This is a genomic window from Pseudomonas bananamidigenes (assembly GCF_001679645.1).
GTDB classification, from domain to species: domain Bacteria; phylum Pseudomonadota; class Gammaproteobacteria; order Pseudomonadales; family Pseudomonadaceae; genus Aquipseudomonas; species Aquipseudomonas bananamidigenes.
The window spans coordinates 284790-301724 of the sequence record NZ_LRUN01000001.1 but is presented as its reverse complement, the minus strand read 5'-3'; the positions used below and the strand labels follow the sequence as shown (position 1 = coordinate 301724).

Sequence of the window (16935 nt, the reverse complement as noted above, 5' to 3'; positions counted from 1 at the left end):
TGTCCCCTTCGTCTAGTGGCCTAGGACACCGCCCTTTCACGGCGGTAACAGGGGTTCGAGTCCCCTAGGGGACGCCATTGCGGGAATAGCTCAGTTGGTAGAGCACGACCTTGCCAAGGTCGGGGTCGCGAGTTCGAGTCTCGTTTCCCGCTCCATATTCAATAAAAACGCCGCTCAGAGATGAGCGGCGTTTTTGTTTGTGCGTGATTTGCAGCGCCACAAAAAAGGACCGTGAGGTCCTTTTTTGTAGGCCCGCCTGGGTGGCAGGCTTGAAGTGCGATCAAAGTTTCGGCAGTTGCCCGATACGCCCCATCATCTCCGTGACGATCTGCAGGTCCAGCAGGAACTGGTCAACCGTCTTGAACTCGCCGTCGGTGTGGCCGGTGTATTTGACTTCAGGTCGAGCCAGACCGAATTGCACCCCGTTCGGCAGTTCATGCACCGAGGTGGCGCCGGCAGAAGTGCCGAACTCGTGTTTCATGCCCAGGTTTTCGGTGGAAACGGCCAGCAGCGCCTTGACCCACTCGCCTTCAGGGTTGCGGTACATCGGCTCGGCGATCGAGTAATCGAAGTTGACCGCGACGTGGCTTTTCCTGCTCCAGGCCGCCAGTTTGTCGGCGATTTCGGTCTTGAGCACTTGTGGCGACTTGCCCTTCGGCACGCGCAGGTTGACCGCCAGTTTGAAGGTCTTGTCATCCATGCCGACGTAAGTCAGCGAAGTGGTCAGCGGCCCCATGAAATCATCGGCGAACCCGACGCCCAGCTTGCCACCCTTGTAGTCCAGGCCCCAGTTGTCGGCGGCGTAACGGGCGGCGTCGGTGATGTGGTTGTGTTTGAACGCAATCTTGCCATCCACGCTGTGAATGAAGTCGAGCATGCGAGCCACCGGATTGACGCCGGATTCCGGTTCGGATGAGTGGGCGGAAACGCCGGTTACGCTGAGTTTCACGTCTTTGCCATCGACCTTGGCATTCACTTCGAAATCGCCGCCATTGCGCTTCGCGTATTCGCTACCGGCCTTTTGCAGGCTGGCGGCCAGTTCGGCGGGTTTGTCTGTGACCAGAGTGACGACTGAAACCGATGGAATCTGGTTGGTCGCCATGCCGCCGGTCATCGAGACCAGTTCCGCGCCTTTGCCCTCGGCCTTGCGCTTGGCGAACTTGGCCATGACTGTGCCGTAACCTTTCTCGGCGATCACCACCGGGTAGCCGCCATCCAGCGCCAGGTTGTACTCCGGCGTCGGGTTGCGTTCGAAGTAGTAAGGAATCGCGTCGCCGGTGGTTTCTTCGGTGGTGTCCACCAGCAGTTTGAAATTGCGGGCCAGCGGAAGTTTTTCTTCCTTGATCACCTTCATGGCATACAGCGTCACCACGATCCCATTCTTGTCATCCTCGGTGCCTCGACCGTACATGCGGTCGCCGATCAGCGTGACTTTGAACGGGTCGAGTTTGGTGCCGTCCTTCAGCACCCAGTTTTCCGGTGTCACCGGCACCACGTCGGCGTGCGCGTGAATGCCCACGACTTCCTTGCCGCTGCCGTCGAGGGAGATTTCGTAGACACGGTTATCGATGTTCCGGAAGTTCAGGCCAAAAGACTCGGCCAAGTCCTTGATCTTGGCCGCGATCCTGATGAATTCAGGGTTTTCGTGCTGGGCAACGCCCTCTTTGCGATCAGTCGGGATCTCGACCAGTTCGCGCAGGGTTTCCAGGGCGGCTTTGCCGTATTTCGCCCGGGTGTAGAGGCCCAGCAGGCGATAGATCTCGTTTTGTTGCTCGGCAGTCAGCGTCTTGTTGTCGAGGAACGCGCTGATGGACGGGCGCAGGTCGTCGGTCTTGCTCAGGTCGCTCTTGGCCAGCTCGCCGAGGAATTGGCGGAAATCACTGACCTTGGCATCGCTGAAACTCTTGAGGATGGTCGCGCTTTGCTGCGGTGTGATATTGGCGTGAGCGGGCAGTGTCACGGACGAAAGGCTGGCCAGAATCAGGGTCGACGCGGCCAGTTGCTTGAGGGAAAAATCCATTGCTAAGGGCATTCCTTTGCAGGTGGTGAGTAGGAAGTGTCTGATTGATTGTTCAGACGGTTTCGCAAACTAACACCACAAGCGCGTGACAGGGGAGCCCCCGAAGTGGGACGCGTCGCACAGAAATGCAAAAGCGGCGCAGAATCGAAAAAGCCCGTCCAATCTGTCTGGGCCGGGCTTCTCCGATCAGCGTGTTTACATCGACAACACCAGTCGCCCGGCAAACAGGATCAGAATCACCCCCATGCTGCGCTCGAACCAATGGCCCATGCGCATAAACAACAGTCGCACCTTGCTGCTCGAAAAGAACAACGCAACGATCACGAACCACAACGCGTTCACGCTGCACATCCACAGTCCGTACAGGGCCTGGATTTCCAGCGGCGTGCTGGCGCTGATGATCGTGGTGAAGATCGCCAGGAAGAACAGTGTGGCCTTGGGGTTGGTGGCGTTGGTCAGGAAACCGGTGGAAAACGCCTTGAACAGTGATTGCTCGACCAGTGGTTCGTCGCTGTTTTTTTCGCCTTCCAGCGTTGTCTTGGGTTTGCTGCGGATCAGGCTTATACCGAGGTAGAAAATGTAAGCGCCGCCCACCACCTTGGCCACCGTCAGCAGCCAGGGCGTGGTGTGCATCAAGGCGCCGACGCCCAGCAGGGTGTACAGCACGTGCACGGAAATCCCCGCGCCGATGCCCAGTGCCGTGCAGATGCCGACCAATCGACCGAAGCGCACACTCTGGCGAATGGTCACGGCGAAGTCCGGGCCGGGAGCGACCACGGCCAGAAAGTGGATGGTGGCCAGCGCCAGAAACTCGCCCAGGTAATTCGATGTCATTTCAACTCCAGAAAGTCAGGGGTGATGCATTGCCGCGATAGCCGACAAAAAACGAAAGGCTCAGGCGCGGATCCGCCACGCCCGGCGTGACCGAGTGCATGCGACGGGAATTGAACATGATGAAATCCCCGGGTTCCGGGCGCACTTCCAGGGCGGGTGGGCCGAGCAGTGCCGGGTCGATGCCATAGCTGTCGCCGCGCATTTCGTCGAAGCGATCCGGTGAGATGTCGTCTTCCCACATCTGCAACGCACCGCCCTCGGTCGGCATGTTCAGGTAAACGTTGCAGGCGAATTGCGCCTCCAGGCTGCGGGCCTGAAAGCTTTCCGGAGCATCCTTGGCGAAGATGTCATGGTGAGCGAGAAAGCAGACACCGGGTTTGACCACCCGTGACAGACCGACATACATCTTGCGCCCGTACAGGTTCTCCAGATGCGCGCCTGCCGGCCAGGATTCGTCGAGCATGCAGCGCAGAGTGTCGATCGGCGAGGAGTAGGGCGCGCAACGATTGCGCAGTTCGGCAATGTTGCCGGTGGCGCGTTCGAAGTAATCCTCGATGAGCAATGGCTGGTTTTCCGCCTCATAGAACGCCATGCCGATGCGACCGATGCTGGGTGCGTTGATATAACCCTCGAAGCCGGGGGCGAGAATCTTGTCGCCAATCCGGATCGCCTGGTCTTCAGGCAAAAAACCTTTGAGGCGAATGGCGAGGACTTCTTCGTTGGCCAGTTTTTTTATGCACGTCTCATCGAGACGCTCGACGTCAAGCATCATGGTTTCAGGTCCATCTAACGAGTAGTCAACGGAACCGGCGAGCGCGGTTCCCCGGCGTCGGGCACTGCATCTGGCAGTACCCGATATCCTCAATCCACGGTGTAGTGGACGGACAACGTGCCCTTTTTCTGCGAAAGGGACGCGATCGTGACTGTGCCCAGATCCTTCAGGCTGCGTACATGGGTGCCACCGCAGCCATAGGCCGGCAGTTCACCAAAGCCGATTTCCCGCGCGCCCTCGCGCAGGGATGTCAGGCGTGGGAGATCGTGTTCGATCCATTGTCCGATGCCGTACTGGACGATTTGCGCATCGACTTCCTGAGCCGAATCCCCGGGTTTGAACTGCACCCGGCCTTCATCGGGCCAGTGGTGCCCCTTGATCGGCATCCAGCCCATGGCTTGAATGAAATGGCCGATCAAGTGACCGGCAGAATGCATGCGGGTGTTGAAATGCCGGCGTTCTTCATCGACGCGGATCTGGGTCATGCCCAGCGGCACAGGCCGATCGACGAAGTGGATGATTCGTTCCGTTTCCTGCACCACTCGCAAAACCCGAGCGTCGCCGATCCAGCCGGTGTCGCATGGTTGTCCGCCACCTTGCGGGTGAAACAGCGTGGCGCGCAGCACCACGGCAAATTCGTTCTCGTGGGGCGTGCAGTCGAGGACTTCCACATTGGCCTTGAGCTCATCACTATGGAAAAAGAGGCGAAGCGTCATATTCCATGCCCTTATTAAAGTTTCTTTTTTAATTATATGAATCGTGCAATAACGTGATAATCCGTTCAAACATCAAAGGACTGTTGCGCTGTGAGCATAAATCTTCCCTTGCCACTGCTCGGCGAAATGGCCATTTTCGTCAAGGTCGTGGAAACCGGCAGCTTCTCCGAAGCGGCTCGTCAGCTGGGCTCGTCACCCTCGGCGGTCAGCCGCAGCATTTCTCGCTTGGAGAAAGCTTTGGCCACGCGGTTGCTGCAACGCACCACGCGCAAGTTGCGCCTGAGTGACGGCGGGGAAGAGGTATTCAAACGCTGTCAGGAGATGGTCAGCGCCGCCCGGTCGGTGATGGAAATCAGCGGCCAGTTCACCCACGAAGCCGAGGGACTGGTGCGGGTCAGCGTGCCGAAAGCGGTGGGGCGTTTCGTGATTCATCCGCACATGCCGGAGTTTCTGCGCCGTTATCCGAAGGTCGATGTGGAGTTGCTGCTGGAAGACCGGCAAGTGGATCTGATCGACGATCATGTCGATCTGGCGATTCGCATCACGGAGCGGCCGCCGGCGGGGCTGGTCGGGCGACAGTTGCTGACCATCGACCATTTGCTCTGCGCGACCCCGCAATACCTGGCCGAACATGGCACGCCCACTCATCCCCATGACTTGCTCAATCACAGTTGCATCTATCTGGGCGAAACCCCGAGCGATGCGCGCTGGAAGTTCAAGAAGGGCAGCAAGGCAGTGACGGTCGGCGTGCGTGGCCGGTATGCCGCCAATCACACCGGCGTGCGCCTGGGCGCGGTGCTGCAGCACATCGGGATCGGCAGCCTGCCGTATTTCACGGCGCGTTATGCCCTTGAGCAGGGGCTGGTCGTGCAGGTGCTGCCGGACTGGACATTCCTGGCGTCCTATCATGGCGGTTTGTGGCTGTTGCACTCGCCGACGCGCTACCTGCCACCGAAGTTGCGGGTGTTCATCGACTATCTGGTGGAGTGTCTGGAGAAAGAGCCGACTTTGAGCAAACGGGGAAAATCCGGCAGTGCGAAAGTGTTGGCCGAATACGAATTGCCCGAGGGGGAAGGGTTGCTCTAAGCAGAAAAAAGGCCCGCATGAAGCATCATGCGGGCCTTTTCATTGTGCGGTGAAAATCAGTGCTTGCTGTCCTGGGCGGACATCGCCAGCAGTTGTTTTTCCTGGTTCCAGTCGAACGGTTCGTCGTTCTGCTCGGCTTCGTAGCGGCGCTCTTCCAGTGCCTGATACAGGTCGATTTCTTCGTCCGACAGGTAGTGCAGGCAATCGCCGGCGAAGAACCACAGCAGATCCCGAGGGATCAGGTGGGCAATTTGGGGGTAGCGGGTAATCACTTGAGTCAGGATGTCCTGGCCCAGGTACTGGCTTTCGATCGGCTCGATCGGCAGTGACGCCAGCAGTTCGTCGAAACGCTCCAGGAACAGGGCATGGCTTTCTTCGGGAACCTGATCGGCCTCACCTACGGCGACCAGGATACTGCGCAGGTGGTCGAGCAAAACCAGATGATCGGCAACGACATTGGACACGAGATAAGTCCTCAAGAGCAAAACGGGCGCGGGAGTATAAAGCCCCTGCGCCCGTTTTTCACTGATTGAAGGGATCAGCGGATTTTCCCTTCCGCCGGTTTCAGCTGCTCTTTGTCGAAGTCATCGACATCGATCACCTTGCGCCGTGCGGCTTCGGCATCACGCAGGCTCTGGGCTTGCGCCGCTTGCAGCACGCCCGCCTCCAGCGCCGCATCGATGACGTGTTCGCCGGCAACCGGTTTGACCTGACCGCTTTTGAGCGAGGCGTGCAGTTTTTTGTGCAACGGTTGCGCGGCATTCAGTTGATCGCAGGCATGTTGCAGTGCACCCACGGCATCGTCCGCCGATTGCGGGCGATAGCAGCCGGCGAGCAGCTCCTCCAGCGCCGGATCGCCTTTGGCCCGACCGATGACCGCTGCCACTTCGGCACCGAGTCGGTCCGACGGACCTTTTTGGCGGCGACCGAACGGGAACACGATCACGCGCAACAGGCAGCCGAAAACCCGGTTCGGGAAATTGGTCAGCAGCTCATCCAGGGCCTTTTCCGACTGCCCGAGGCTTTCTTCCATGGCCCATCTGAACAGCGGTTCCATATAGGCCGGGGAATCAAGGTCGTGATAGCGCTTGAGCGCTGCGGAGGCCAGATACAGGTTGCTCAGCACATCGCCCAGCCGTGCCGAAAGACGTTCGCGACGTTTCAGTTCACCGCCCAGCAGCATCATGCTCAGGTCGGCGAGCATGGCAAATGCCGCAGCCTGACGGTTGAGTGCGCGGAAATACCCCTGGCTGAGCCTGTTACCCGGGGCGTGTTCGAAATGCCCGAGTCCCAGGTTCAATACCAGCGTGCTGGCGGCGTTGCTCACGGCAAATCCGATGTGCCTGAGCAGAAGGCCATCGAACTCCTTGAGCGCCTGATCCTTGTCCTCGCGGCCGGCGAGGGCCATTTCCTTGAGAACGAACGGATGGCAGCGGATCGCGCCCTGGCCGAAGATCATCAGGTTGCGCGAAAGAATGTTCGCGCCTTCCACGGTGATGAAGATCGGCGCGCCGTTCCAACTGCGGCCCAGGTAATTGTTCGGACCCATGATGATTGCCTTGCCGCCGTGCACGTCCATGGCGTGGCTGATGCACTCGCGACCACGTTCGGTGAGGTGATACTTGAGAATGGCCGACAGCACCGAGGGCTTCTCACCCAGATCCACCGCGTTGGCGGTCAACATGCGTGCGGCGTCCATCATCCAGGCGTTGCCGCCGATGCGGGCCATGGCTTCCTGAATGCCTTCGAAGGCGGACAGCGGAACGTTGAACTGCTCACGAATCTGCGCGTACTGCCCGGTGACCAGACTGGTGAACTTGGCCGCACCGGTGCCAACTGCCGGCAGGGAGATCGAACGGCCGACCGACAGGCAGTTCATCAGCATCATCCAACCCTTGCCGAGCATGTCCTGGCCGCCGATGAGGAAATCCAGCGGAATGAACACGTCCTTGCCGGAGTTGGGGCCGTTCATGAATGCTGCGCCCAGCGGCAGATGGCGGCGGCCGATTTCCACACCGGGGGTGTCGGTCGGAATCAGCGCGAGGCTGATGCCCAGGTCTTCCCTGTCGCCGAGCAAGTGGTCCGGGTCATAGGCCTTGAACGCGAGGCCCAGCAGAGTCGCGACCGGACCGAGGGTGATGTAGCGTTTTTCCCAGTTCAGGCGCAGGCCGAGGGTTTCCTTGCCCTCCCACTGCCCCTTGCAGATGATCCCGGTGTCGGGCATCGCCCCGGCATCGGAACCGGCGAGGGGGCCGGTGAGGGCAAAGCACGGGATATCGTCACCCCGGGCCAGGCGCGGCAGGTAGTGGTTTCGCTGTTCGTCGGTGCCGTAGTGCAGCAGCAGTTCGGCCGGACCGAGGGAGTTGGGCACCATCACGGTGGAGGCAAGATCGCCGCTGCGGGTTGCCAGTTTCATCGCCACCTGGGAGTGGGCATAGGCAGAGAATCCTTTACCGCCGAATTCCTTGGGAATGATCAGGGCGAAAAAACCGTGTTCCTTGATGTGGTTCCAGGCTTCGGCGGGCAGGTCCATCGCCTGGCCGATCTGCCAGTCGGTGACCATGGCGCAGAGCTCTTCGGTCGGGCCGTCGATAAAGGCCTGCTCTTCTTCGGTCAGCTGCGCCTTGGGATAGGACAGCAGTTTTTCCCAGTCCGGACGACCGCTGAACAATTCGCCGTCCCACCACACCGTGCCGGCATCGATGGCATCGCGCTCGGTCTGCGACATCGGCGGCAGGGTTTTCTGGAACCAGCTGAACAGCGGCGCGCTGAAGTGCTTGCGGCGCAGATCCGGCAGCAGCAACGGAGCCGCGACGATGGCCAGTACGATCCAGAAGATCAGCAGCAGCCAGCCCGGCGCGTGGCTGAAGATCCCCATCGCCAGCAGATAAGCCGCGACGATGCCCAGTGCCGGCAGCGGGGCGATGCGTCGGTGGGCCAGATACGCCACGCCGACGATCAGAACCAGTATCCACAACAACAGCATATGTAATCCTCCGTGAACCAGGGCAAACGACCCTCCAGAGCTTAGACGGCATCTGCAAATCAGGGTGGTCAGAGCAAGGTGATCTGAATCGTGGGAATGCCTGGATATCTTTTGTAAGTCAGGTGGGCAACATCCGTGGGAAATCGTTCGCCGACTCCGCGGCTTTGCGTCCATGTTTGGCCGAAACGTCGTTATCTCTGTGCTGAACCTCTCGCTAGACTCGGATTTCATCCAGGAGAACAACGTCATGCGCGAGTACCTGAGCCCCGGCCGCTTCATCGATAGTGACCACCCCTCGGTGGTGGAGTTCGCAGAACAGCACCGTGGTGCCAGCCGCGACCCGCGTGCGCAGGCGATCAGTCTTTACTACGCGGTGCGTGAGGCGGTGCGTTACAACATGTACACCTTCAGTCGCGACCCGCAGACCTTGCGCGGCAGTCACGCGCTGGCGGCGGGTGAAAGTTATTGCGTGCCCAAGGCCACGCTGCTCGCCGGTTGCGCGCGCCATTGCGGGATCCCGGCACGCATCGGTCTGGCGGATGTGAAAAATCATTTGTCGACGCCGCGTCTGCTTGAACTGCTGAGAAGCGAAGTGTTTGCCATGCATGGTTACACCGAGCTGTTTCTCAATGATCGCTGGGTCAAGGCCACACCCGCGTTCAACCGGAAACTCTGCGAAATGTTCAATGTTGCGCCGCTGGTATTCGACGGCATGAACGACAGCGTTTTCCACCCGTACAACAGCGATGGTGCGCTGCTGATGGAGTATCTGGTCGATCACGGCCAGTTCGCCGATGTACCGGAATCCTTTTTCTTCGAGTACCTGCAGAAATGTTATCCGCACCTGTTCAACGATCAGCAGACGCCACTGGCCAGCGACGTGCAGGGTGATGTCGGCAGCCGCTGATCCGGCGTATGCTGCTCGCCCACTCAATGGAAAAGAGGCGGTCATGCTGAAGATCTGGGGTCGCAAGAATTCGTCGAATGTCAGGAAAGCGTTGTGGGCTGCCGAAGAGCTCAAACTGGGCTACGAGGCGATCGATGCCGGTGGTGCGTTCGGAGTGGTCGACACGCCGCAGTACCGGGCCATGAACCCGAACGGTCGGGTGCCGGTGATCGAGGACGACGGTTTCGTGTTGTGGGAATCCAACGCCATCGTCCGCTACCTGCTGGCCAGGCACGCAGCCAACACTTCGTGGTATCCGGCGGACCTGCCAACCCGCGCGATCGCCGACAAGTGGATGGACTGGACCACGTCCAGTTTTGCCGGGCCGTTTCGTACGGTGTTCTGGGGCGTTCTGCGCACCCCTGCCGAAAAGCAGGACTGGCCGGCGATTCATGCCGCGATCAAGGAATGCGAAGGCTTGCTGGCCATGGCCGATCAAGCCCTGAAAAACCAGCCGTACCTGTCCGGCAGTGAAATCGGCATGGGCGACATTCCCCTCGGCAGTTTCATTTATGCCTGGTTCGAGATGCCGATAGAACGTGCGCCGATGCCGCATCTGGAGGCCTGGTATGCGCGACTGAAGCAGCGCCCGGCCTATCGCAAGGCCGTCATGACCGCGTTGACTTAATACCTACTATCGACACACTTGACTGTACTTGTGCGGCGACGGCAAGCACCATTGCGCATGTGCGCCGCGGTTGTTTCCCTCGCCGCCCGCCGTCATTCAGTCCTATTTCTCTTCTTGGTGCGTAATCCGATATGAGTTCCGCTCTGTCCATCCGGCAGCTAACCAAAACCTACGGCAACGGGTTCCAGGCCTTGAGTGGTATCGATCTGGACGTCGCCGAAGGTGACTTCTTCGCCTTGCTCGGCCCCAACGGCGCCGGCAAGTCCACGACCATCGGCATTCTCTCCACCCTGGTGAACAAGACCAGCGGTACGGTGAACATCTTCGGTCATGACCTGGACAAGAACCCCGCGGCGCTCAAACGCTCGATCGGCGTGGTTCCCCAGGAATTCAACTTCAACCAGTTCGAAAAGACCTTCGACATCGTCGTGACCCAGGCCGGCTACTACGGCATTCCGGCGAAGATCGCCAAGGAACGCGCCGAGTTGTACCTGACCCAGCTCGGCCTGTGGGACAAGCGCGACGTACCGTCGCGTTCGCTGTCCGGTGGCATGAAGCGGCGTCTGATGATCGCCCGGGCGCTGGTGCACGAGCCGCGTCTGCTGATCCTCGACGAACCGACCGCCGGGGTGGATATCGAGCTGCGCCGTTCGATGTGGACGTTCCTCACCGAACTGAACCAGAAAGGCATCACCATCATCCTCACCACGCATTATCTGGAGGAGGCCGAGCAGTTGTGCCGCAACATCGGCATCATCGACCACGGCTCCATCGTCGAGAACACCAGCATGCGGCAACTGCTTGGGCAACTGCATGTTGAAACCTTTCTGCTCGACCTGAAGAACGACTTGAGTGTCGCGCCACAACTGGCCGGTTATCCCGCCCGGCTGGTGGATGCGCATACCCTGGAAGTCCAGGTCGACAAGTCCATGGGCATCACCGCGCTGTTCGGCCAGTTGGCCCTGCAGAACATCGAGGTGTTGAGCCTGCGCAATAAAACCAATCGCCTCGAGGAGCTGTTCGTGTCCCTGGTGGAAAAAAACCTGTCGAAGGTGGCGGTATGAGTTCCGAGCTGCGCCCCAACCTCGTCGCCCTCAATACCATCGTGTACCGCGAAGTCCGGCGATTCATGCGGATCTGGCCGCAAACCCTGCTGCCGCCGGCGATCACCATGGTTCTGTACTTCGTGATCTTCGGCAACCTGATCGGCAAGCAGATCGGCGGCATGGGCGGTTTCTCCTATATGGAGTACATCGTGCCGGGGTTGATCATGATGTCGGTGATCACCAACTCATACGGCAACGTGGTGTCGAGTTTCTTCGGCAGCAAGTTCCAGCGCTCCATCGAAGAACTGATGGTTTCGCCGGTGTCGCCGCATACGATTCTGATCGGCTACACCCTCGGCGGCGTGCTGCGGGGCCTGATGGTAGGCATCATCGTGACCATTCTGTCGCTGTTCTTCACCAGCCTGCAGGTGCATCACCTGGGCATCACCGTGCTGGTGGTGGTACTGACGGCCACGATCTTCTCGTTGCTGGGGTTCATCAACGCCGTGTTTGCGCGCAACTTCGATGACATTTCGATCATCCCGACGTTTGTGCTGACCCCGCTGACCTACCTGGGTGGCGTGTTCTATTCGATCACCTTGCTGCCGCCGTTCTGGCAGACCGTGTCACTGGCCAACCCGGTGCTGCATATGGTCAACGCCTTCCGTTACGGCATCCTCGGTGTGTCGGACATCCGTATCGGTATCGCGATCACCTTCATGCTGGTGGCGACCGTGGTGTTGTATTTCGGTTGTGCGCGGTTGCTGGTGAGCGGGCGCGGCATGCGTACCTGATTCGCCCTGTGCTGCAAAAAAAACGGCCTCCCACAGTGGAGGCGTTTTGCATTCATGGCTGGCGACTTTTCCTGCGCCGTACCCACTGTCGGGCGACCCACCAGCGCCAGTACAACATCACCAGGCAATAGGCGAGGGCACCCAGCGCCAGCCCGACCACCACCGAACCGAGCAGGAACGGTTGCCACAGGGTCGAGAGTTCGCCGCTGATCCATTCCCAGGTCAGTGAATCCGGCAGGGTGCGGGCCGGGATGTCCATCAGCCACGCACCGACTTTGTAGGTGCAGTAGAACACCGGCGGCATGGTGACCGGATTGGTCAGCCAGACCAGACTGACGGCAATCGGCATGTTGCCGCGCACGGTAATGGCCAGTGCGGCGGCCACCAGCATCTGCGCGGGAATTGGCAGGAAAGCCGCAAAAATGCCGACTGCCATGGCCCGGGCCACCGAGTGCCGATTGAGGTGCCAGAGGTTCGGGTCATGCAGCAACTTGCCGAGAAAGCGTAAGGATTTGTGTTCCCTGATGCTCGTCGGGTCGGGCATGTAGCGTTTGAATAAGCGCCGGGGCATAAGGCTTCTCGGTCGGTTAAGGCGGCAAGTATGTCTGGATTCTACGAAGCGCCCATTCAGACTTTGTGACAATTGTTGACGACGCCTGCGCTCCATAAGCGCTATGCCTGAAGAGGGACTCTCAAGGACGGGCGTATGCGCACAGGGATGATGGCGCTGGCAGTCGGTCTGCTGGCCCCGGTTTTTTTGCCGGCCTTGCCGCCGGTCGGGTGGATGCTGTGGCTGCCGGTGGTGGCACTGATGCTGTTGCCGTTTCGCAGCTATCCGCTGGCGTTTTTGCTGTTTGGCGTTGCCTGGTCGTGCATCGGTGCGCAGTGGGCGCTGGATGATCGGCTGTCGGCGGAGTTGGACGGCGAGACGCGCTGGGTGGAAGGGCGGGTCGTTGGTCTGCCCCAGAACGGCGACGGGGTCGTGCGCTTCGAGTTGGCCGATGCCCGTTCGCGTCACGGGAAACTGCCATCGCTGATGCGCCTGGCCTGGTACGACGGGCCACCGGTCAACAGCGGCGAGCGCTGGCAGTTGGCGGTCAAACTCAAGCGTCCCGGCGGGCTGCTCAATCCCGATGCCTTCGATTACGAGGTCTGGCTGCTGGCACAACGCATCGGTGCCACCGGCACGGTGAAGGACGGCAACCGGCTGGCGGCGGCGCAGCGGGCCTGGCGCGACGGCATCCGACAGCGTCTGCTGGCGGTGGACACTCAGGGCCGGGGTGCTGCGCTGGCGGCGTTGGTGCTGGGCGATGGCTCGGGGCTCAGTCGCGAGGACTGGCAGATATTGCAGGACACCGGCACCGTGCACCTGCTGGTGATTTCCGGGCAGCACATCGGTCTGCTGGCGGCCGTGATGTATGGCTTGGTCGCGGGGCTGGCGCGATTCGGTGTGTGGCCATTGCGTTGGCCCTGGCTGCCGTGGGCCTGTGGTCTGGCGTTCGCGGCAGCGTTGGGTTATGGGCTGCTGGCCGGGTTCGATGTGCCGGTGCGACGAGCCTGCGTGATGGTTGCGCTGGTCTTGCTGTGGCGATTGCGCTTTCGCCATCTCGGGGCCTGGTGGCCGTTGCTGCTGGCCTTCAACGGTGTGCTGTTGATGGATCCGCTGGCCAGTCTGCGTCCGGGATTGTGGCTGTCCTTTACGGCAGTGGCGGTGCTGATTTTCACCTTTGGCGGTCGTCTGGGGCCCTGGCGCTGGTGGCAGACCTGGACCCGGGCGCAATGGCTGATCGCGATTGGCTTGTGCCCGTTGTTGTTGATCCTGGACCTGCCGATCAGCCTCAGTGGGCCATTGGCCAATCTGCTGGCGGTGCCGTGGATCAGTTTTGCGGTGCTCCCTACGGCATTGCTTGGCACCTTGCTGTTGCCGATTTCCGGTGTCGGCGAAGGTCTGTTATGGCTGGCCGGCGGGTTGATCGATGGATTGTTCAGGGTTCTGGCCCTGATTGCCGGGCGCTGGCCGGCATGGGTCGCCGCATCGATGCCCGGTTGGATTTTGTTGCTGGGCTGCATCGGTGCCGTGCTGCTGTTGCTCCCCCGGGGTGTTCCATTGCGGCCTTTGGGCTGGCCGTTGCTGCTGGTGCTGGCATTGCCGCCTCGGGAGCGCCTCGCCGAAGGCGTGGCCGATGTCTGGCAGCTGGACGTCGGCCAGGGGCTGGCGATTCTGATCCGCACCCGCCACCACACATTGTTGTACGACAGCGGCCCACGCTTCGGTGATTTCGATGTGGGTGAGCGGGTAGTGCTGCCGGCCTTGCACAAGCTGGGTGTGGAGCGAGTCGATTTGATGATGCTCAGTCATGCCGATGCCGATCACGCGGGTGGCGCACGCGCCGTGGTGAAAGGCTTGCCGGTCGGTCGGGTGGTCAGCGGCGATCCGCCAGGGTTGCCCGAAGCGCTGAATGCCGAGGCTTGTGAAAGCGGCCGGCAATGGCAGTGGGACGGTGTTGCCTTTCATCAATGGCAGTGGTCAGACGCCCATGACAGCAATCAGCGTTCCTGCGTACTGCAAATCGAGGCCAACGGCGAGCGGTTGCTGCTGACAGGCGACATCGACAGCGCTGCCGAACGGGATCTGCTCGACAGCGCACTGGCGGTTCCCACCCGATGGTTACAGGCTCCGCACCATGGCAGCCGCAGTTCTTCCTCGATGGCCTTGCTCAAGGTTCTGCAGCCGCAGGCTGTGCTGATTTCCCGTGGACAGGGCAATTCGTTCGGCCATCCGCACCCGACGGTCGTCGCCCGCTACCGCAAACAGGGAATACACATCCATGACAGCGCCGAGCAGGGCGCCATTCATCTGCAACTGGGCCGGTTTCAACCGGCCCGGTCGATGCGCCAGCAACGCCGGTTCTGGCGCGCCCCGCCGTTGTCGGGGGCAGAGAACCGTTGAGCACGGTCGTCGGAGCGACGGGACTTTATCGCGAACCGGTATGGTAAAGTGGCGCACTTTTTCGAGGGGGCTGTCACTGTGTGGGAATTGGTCAAATCCGGCGGCTGGATGATGTTGCCGATCATTCTGAGTTCCATCGCCGCCATGGCGATCGTCGCCGAACGCCTGTGGACGCTGCGCGCCAGTCGCGTCACCCCTGAGCATCTGCTGGGTCAGGTCTGGGTCTGGATCAAGGACAAGCAGCTCAACACGGAAAAACTCAAGGAACTGCGCGCCAACTCGCCGCTGGGTGAAATCCTCGCCGCGGGCCTGGCCAACTCCAAGCATGGTCGCGAGATCATGAAAGAGTGCATTGAAGAAGCCGCCGCCCGGGTCATCCATGAGCTGGAGCGCTACGTCAATGCGCTCGGCACCATCGCCGCCATGTCGCCGCTGCTGGGGCTGCTGGGTACGGTGCTGGGCATGATCGACATTTTCAGCGCCTTCACCGGTTCCGGCATGACCACCAACGCTTCGGTATTGGCCGGTGGTATCTCCAAGGCACTGATCACCACGGCGGCAGGTCTGATGGTGGGTATCCCGTCGGTGTTCTTCCACCGTTTCCTGCAACGCCGCATCGATGAACTGGTGGTGGGCATGGAGCAGGAAGCGATCAAACTGGTGGAAGTGGTGCAGGGCGACCGTGACGTCGATCTGGCCGGGGGCAAAGCGTGAAATTCCGTCGCAAGCCCCGGGAAACCATTGATATCAACCTCGCGTCGCTGATCGACGTGGTGTTCATTCTGCTGCTGTTTTTCGTCGTGACCACCACCTTCACCCGCGAAACCCAGCTGCGCGTCGATCTGCCGGAAGCGGTCAGCGGCTCGCCGGCCGAGGATCAGCAGGTCAAGCAACTGGACGTCGCCATCAGCGCTGAAGGCGTGTTCTCGGTGAACAACAAAATTCTGCCGAAGAACGACCTGGCGACCCTGATGGAAGCCATGCAGAAAGAATCCAACGGCGACACCAATATGCCGTTGTCGATCAGTGCCGATGGCAAGACCCAGCACCAATCCGTGATCACCGCCATGGACGCGGCCGGCAAGCTCGGTTTCAGCCATCTGCGCATGACCACGGTCGAGGCGGCGCCCAAATCCTGATGGCCATGTCCGATCGTCTGCTCGCCGCGTGGTATCAGGGGCACCCGGCCCTGACCCTGTTGCGGCCGCTGGAGTGGCTGTATCGCCGCGTGGTGGCCGGCAAGCGCCAGCGTTTTCTCGAGGGTGAAGGCGAGATCTATCAGTCGCCGGTGCCGGTGATCGTGGTCGGCAACATTACCGTCGGCGGCACCGGCAAGACACCGATGATCCTGTGGCTCATCGAACACTGTCGGCGCAGCGGGTTGCGGGTCGGGGTGGTCAGTCGCGGCTACGGCGCCAGGCCGCCGCAATTGCCGTGGCGGGTCGAAGCCGACCAGCCTGCCGACGTCGCTGGCGACGAGCCGCTGCTGATCGTGCAGCGCACCGGTGTGCCGCTGATGATCGACCCGAATCGCGGCGCTGCCGTCAAAGCCTTGCTGGCCAGTGAGCCGCTGGATCTGATCCTCTCCGACGACGGCATGCAGCATTATCGTCTTGCGCGTGACCTTGAGCTGGTGCTGATCGACGCCGCCCGGGGGCTGGGCAACAAGCGCTGCCTCCCCGCCGGCCCCTTGCGTGAACCGGTCGAACGTCTGCAAAGCGTCGACGGCGTGCTGTTCAACGGTGCCCCTGAGGATCGCGAGGACGGTTTTGCTTTCCGTCTGCAACCCACTGCGCTGGTCAATCTGCAAAGCGGCGAACGCCAGCCCCTCGAACATTTTCCAGCCGGCCAGGCACTGCACGCAGTCGCCGGCATCGGCAATCCGCAACGTTTCTTCAATACCCTCGAAGCGCTAGACTGGCGGCCTGTGCCCCACGCGTTTGCCGACCACGCCGAATACAGCGTGCAGGCCTTGAGTTTCACGCCGTCATTGCCAGTGGTGATGACCGAAAAGGACGCGGTGAAGTGCCGCGCCTTCGCTGCCGCCGACTGGTGGTACCTGGCGGTCGATGCCGTGCCGTCGCCGGCCTTCGTGGCCTGGTTCGACACGCAACTGATGCGTCTGCTGCCGGATCGGCTTTTGCCTTAAACCGTTTT

16 protein-coding genes and 2 tRNA genes are annotated in these 16935 nt (G+C 60.8%); 11 read left to right on the top strand and 7 right to left on the bottom strand.

The features are described from left to right. Position 1: 1 nt before the first annotated feature. Both BBF94_RS01405 and BBF94_RS01400 read left to right on the top strand, forming a co-directional pair. Positions 2–77 (top strand) — tRNA-Glu (locus BBF94_RS01405). A gap of 2 nt (positions 78–79) precedes the next feature. Further along, positions 80–155, top strand: a tRNA-Gly gene (locus BBF94_RS01400). A gap of 125 nt (positions 156–280) precedes the next feature. Here the strand turns inward: BBF94_RS01400 and BBF94_RS01395 are convergent. The 4 genes from BBF94_RS01395 to BBF94_RS01380 all read right to left on the bottom strand — a co-directional run bounded on the left by BBF94_RS01395 (position 281) and on the right by BBF94_RS01380 (position 4342). Then, positions 281–2020 carry a dipeptidase gene (locus BBF94_RS01395; RefSeq protein WP_065257260.1) on the bottom strand — a complete coding sequence of 580 codons (1740 nt, stop codon included), beginning with the start codon at positions 2018–2020 and terminating at the stop codon, positions 281–283. 195 nt (positions 2021–2215) lie between these two features. Further along, positions 2216–2854: a LysE family translocator gene (locus tag BBF94_RS01390; protein ID WP_065257259.1), complete on the bottom strand. Its 639-nt coding sequence runs from the start codon at positions 2852–2854 to the stop codon at positions 2216–2218. A 1-nt stretch (position 2855) separates the two neighbouring features. After that, positions 2856–3626 carry a 2OG-Fe(II) oxygenase gene (locus BBF94_RS01385; RefSeq protein WP_065257258.1) on the bottom strand — a complete coding sequence of 257 codons (771 nt, stop codon included), beginning with the start codon at positions 3624–3626 and terminating at the stop codon, positions 2856–2858. A gap of 89 nt (positions 3627–3715) precedes the next feature. Continuing rightward, the gene (locus BBF94_RS01380) at positions 3716–4342 is read right to left on the bottom strand and encodes an alanyl-tRNA editing protein (protein ID WP_065257257.1); all 627 of its coding nucleotides are present in this window, start codon (positions 4340–4342) and stop codon (positions 3716–3718) included. A gap of 90 nt (positions 4343–4432) precedes the next feature. Here BBF94_RS01380 and BBF94_RS01375 point away from each other — a divergent pair, with 90 nt between their 5' ends. Further along, positions 4433–5428: a LysR family transcriptional regulator gene (locus tag BBF94_RS01375; protein ID WP_065257256.1), complete on the top strand. Its 996-nt coding sequence runs from the start codon at positions 4433–4435 to the stop codon at positions 5426–5428. 56 nt (positions 5429–5484) lie between these two features. Here BBF94_RS01375 and BBF94_RS01370 read toward each other — a convergent pair whose 3' ends face one another. Both BBF94_RS01370 and BBF94_RS01365 read right to left on the bottom strand, forming a co-directional pair. Further along, positions 5485–5892 carry a PA2817 family protein gene (locus BBF94_RS01370; RefSeq protein ID WP_039770706.1) on the bottom strand — a complete coding sequence of 136 codons (408 nt, stop codon included), beginning with the start codon at positions 5890–5892 and terminating at the stop codon, positions 5485–5487. A 74-nt stretch (positions 5893–5966) separates the two neighbouring features. Further along, a complete protein-coding gene (locus tag BBF94_RS01365) occupies positions 5967–8414 on the bottom strand; it encodes an acyl-CoA dehydrogenase (RefSeq protein WP_065257255.1) in 2448 nt (815 codons plus the stop codon). Positions 8415–8661: 247 nt separating this feature from the next. Between BBF94_RS01365 and BBF94_RS01360 the strand changes: the two genes are divergently transcribed. The 4 genes from BBF94_RS01360 to BBF94_RS01345 all read left to right on the top strand — a co-directional run bounded on the left by BBF94_RS01360 (position 8662) and on the right by BBF94_RS01345 (position 11828). Then, entirely contained in the window at positions 8662–9321 is a 660-nt protein-coding gene (locus BBF94_RS01360) for a transglutaminase-like domain-containing protein (protein ID WP_065257254.1), read from the top strand. A 43-nt stretch (positions 9322–9364) separates the two neighbouring features. Continuing rightward, positions 9365–9988, top strand: coding sequence for a glutathione S-transferase family protein (locus BBF94_RS01355; protein ID WP_065257253.1), 624 nt, complete (start codon positions 9365–9367; stop codon positions 9986–9988). 131 nt (positions 9989–10119) lie between these two features. Then, a complete protein-coding gene (locus tag BBF94_RS01350; RefSeq protein ID WP_065257252.1) occupies positions 10120–11052 on the top strand; it encodes an ABC transporter ATP-binding protein in 933 nt (310 codons plus the stop codon). After that, entirely contained in the window at positions 11049–11828 is a 780-nt protein-coding gene (locus tag BBF94_RS01345; protein ID WP_065257251.1) for an ABC transporter permease, read from the top strand. Before BBF94_RS01350 ends, BBF94_RS01345 begins: the two co-directional genes overlap by 4 nt. Before the next feature lie 52 nt (positions 11829–11880). On the opposite strand, the gene BBF94_RS01340 is transcribed toward BBF94_RS01345, so the two are convergent. Next, complete coding sequence (locus BBF94_RS01340; protein ID WP_065257250.1) at positions 11881–12399, bottom strand: DUF2062 domain-containing protein; 519 nt, start codon at positions 12397–12399, stop codon at positions 11881–11883. A 135-nt stretch (positions 12400–12534) separates the two neighbouring features. Here BBF94_RS01340 and BBF94_RS01335 point away from each other — a divergent pair, with 135 nt between their 5' ends. The 4 genes from BBF94_RS01335 to lpxK all read left to right on the top strand — a co-directional run bounded on the left by BBF94_RS01335 (position 12535) and on the right by lpxK (position 16927). Beyond that, entirely contained in the window at positions 12535–14778 is a 2244-nt protein-coding gene (locus BBF94_RS01335) for a DNA internalization-related competence protein ComEC/Rec2 (protein WP_065257249.1), read from the top strand. Between the two features lie 78 nt (positions 14779–14856). Next, positions 14857–15492, top strand: coding sequence for a MotA/TolQ/ExbB proton channel family protein (locus BBF94_RS01330; RefSeq protein ID WP_176704393.1), 636 nt, complete (start codon positions 14857–14859; stop codon positions 15490–15492). Further along, on the top strand, positions 15489–15917 hold the full coding sequence (locus BBF94_RS01325; RefSeq protein ID WP_065257247.1) for an ExbD/TolR family protein: 429 nt from the start codon (positions 15489–15491) through the stop codon (positions 15915–15917). The genes BBF94_RS01330 and BBF94_RS01325 overlap by 4 nt, the downstream gene beginning before the upstream one ends. Then, complete coding sequence (gene lpxK / locus BBF94_RS01320; RefSeq protein WP_065257246.1) at positions 15917–16927, top strand: tetraacyldisaccharide 4'-kinase; 1011 nt, start codon at positions 15917–15919, stop codon at positions 16925–16927. Before BBF94_RS01325 ends, lpxK begins: the two co-directional genes overlap by 1 nt. Positions 16928–16935: the final 8 nt, after the last annotated feature.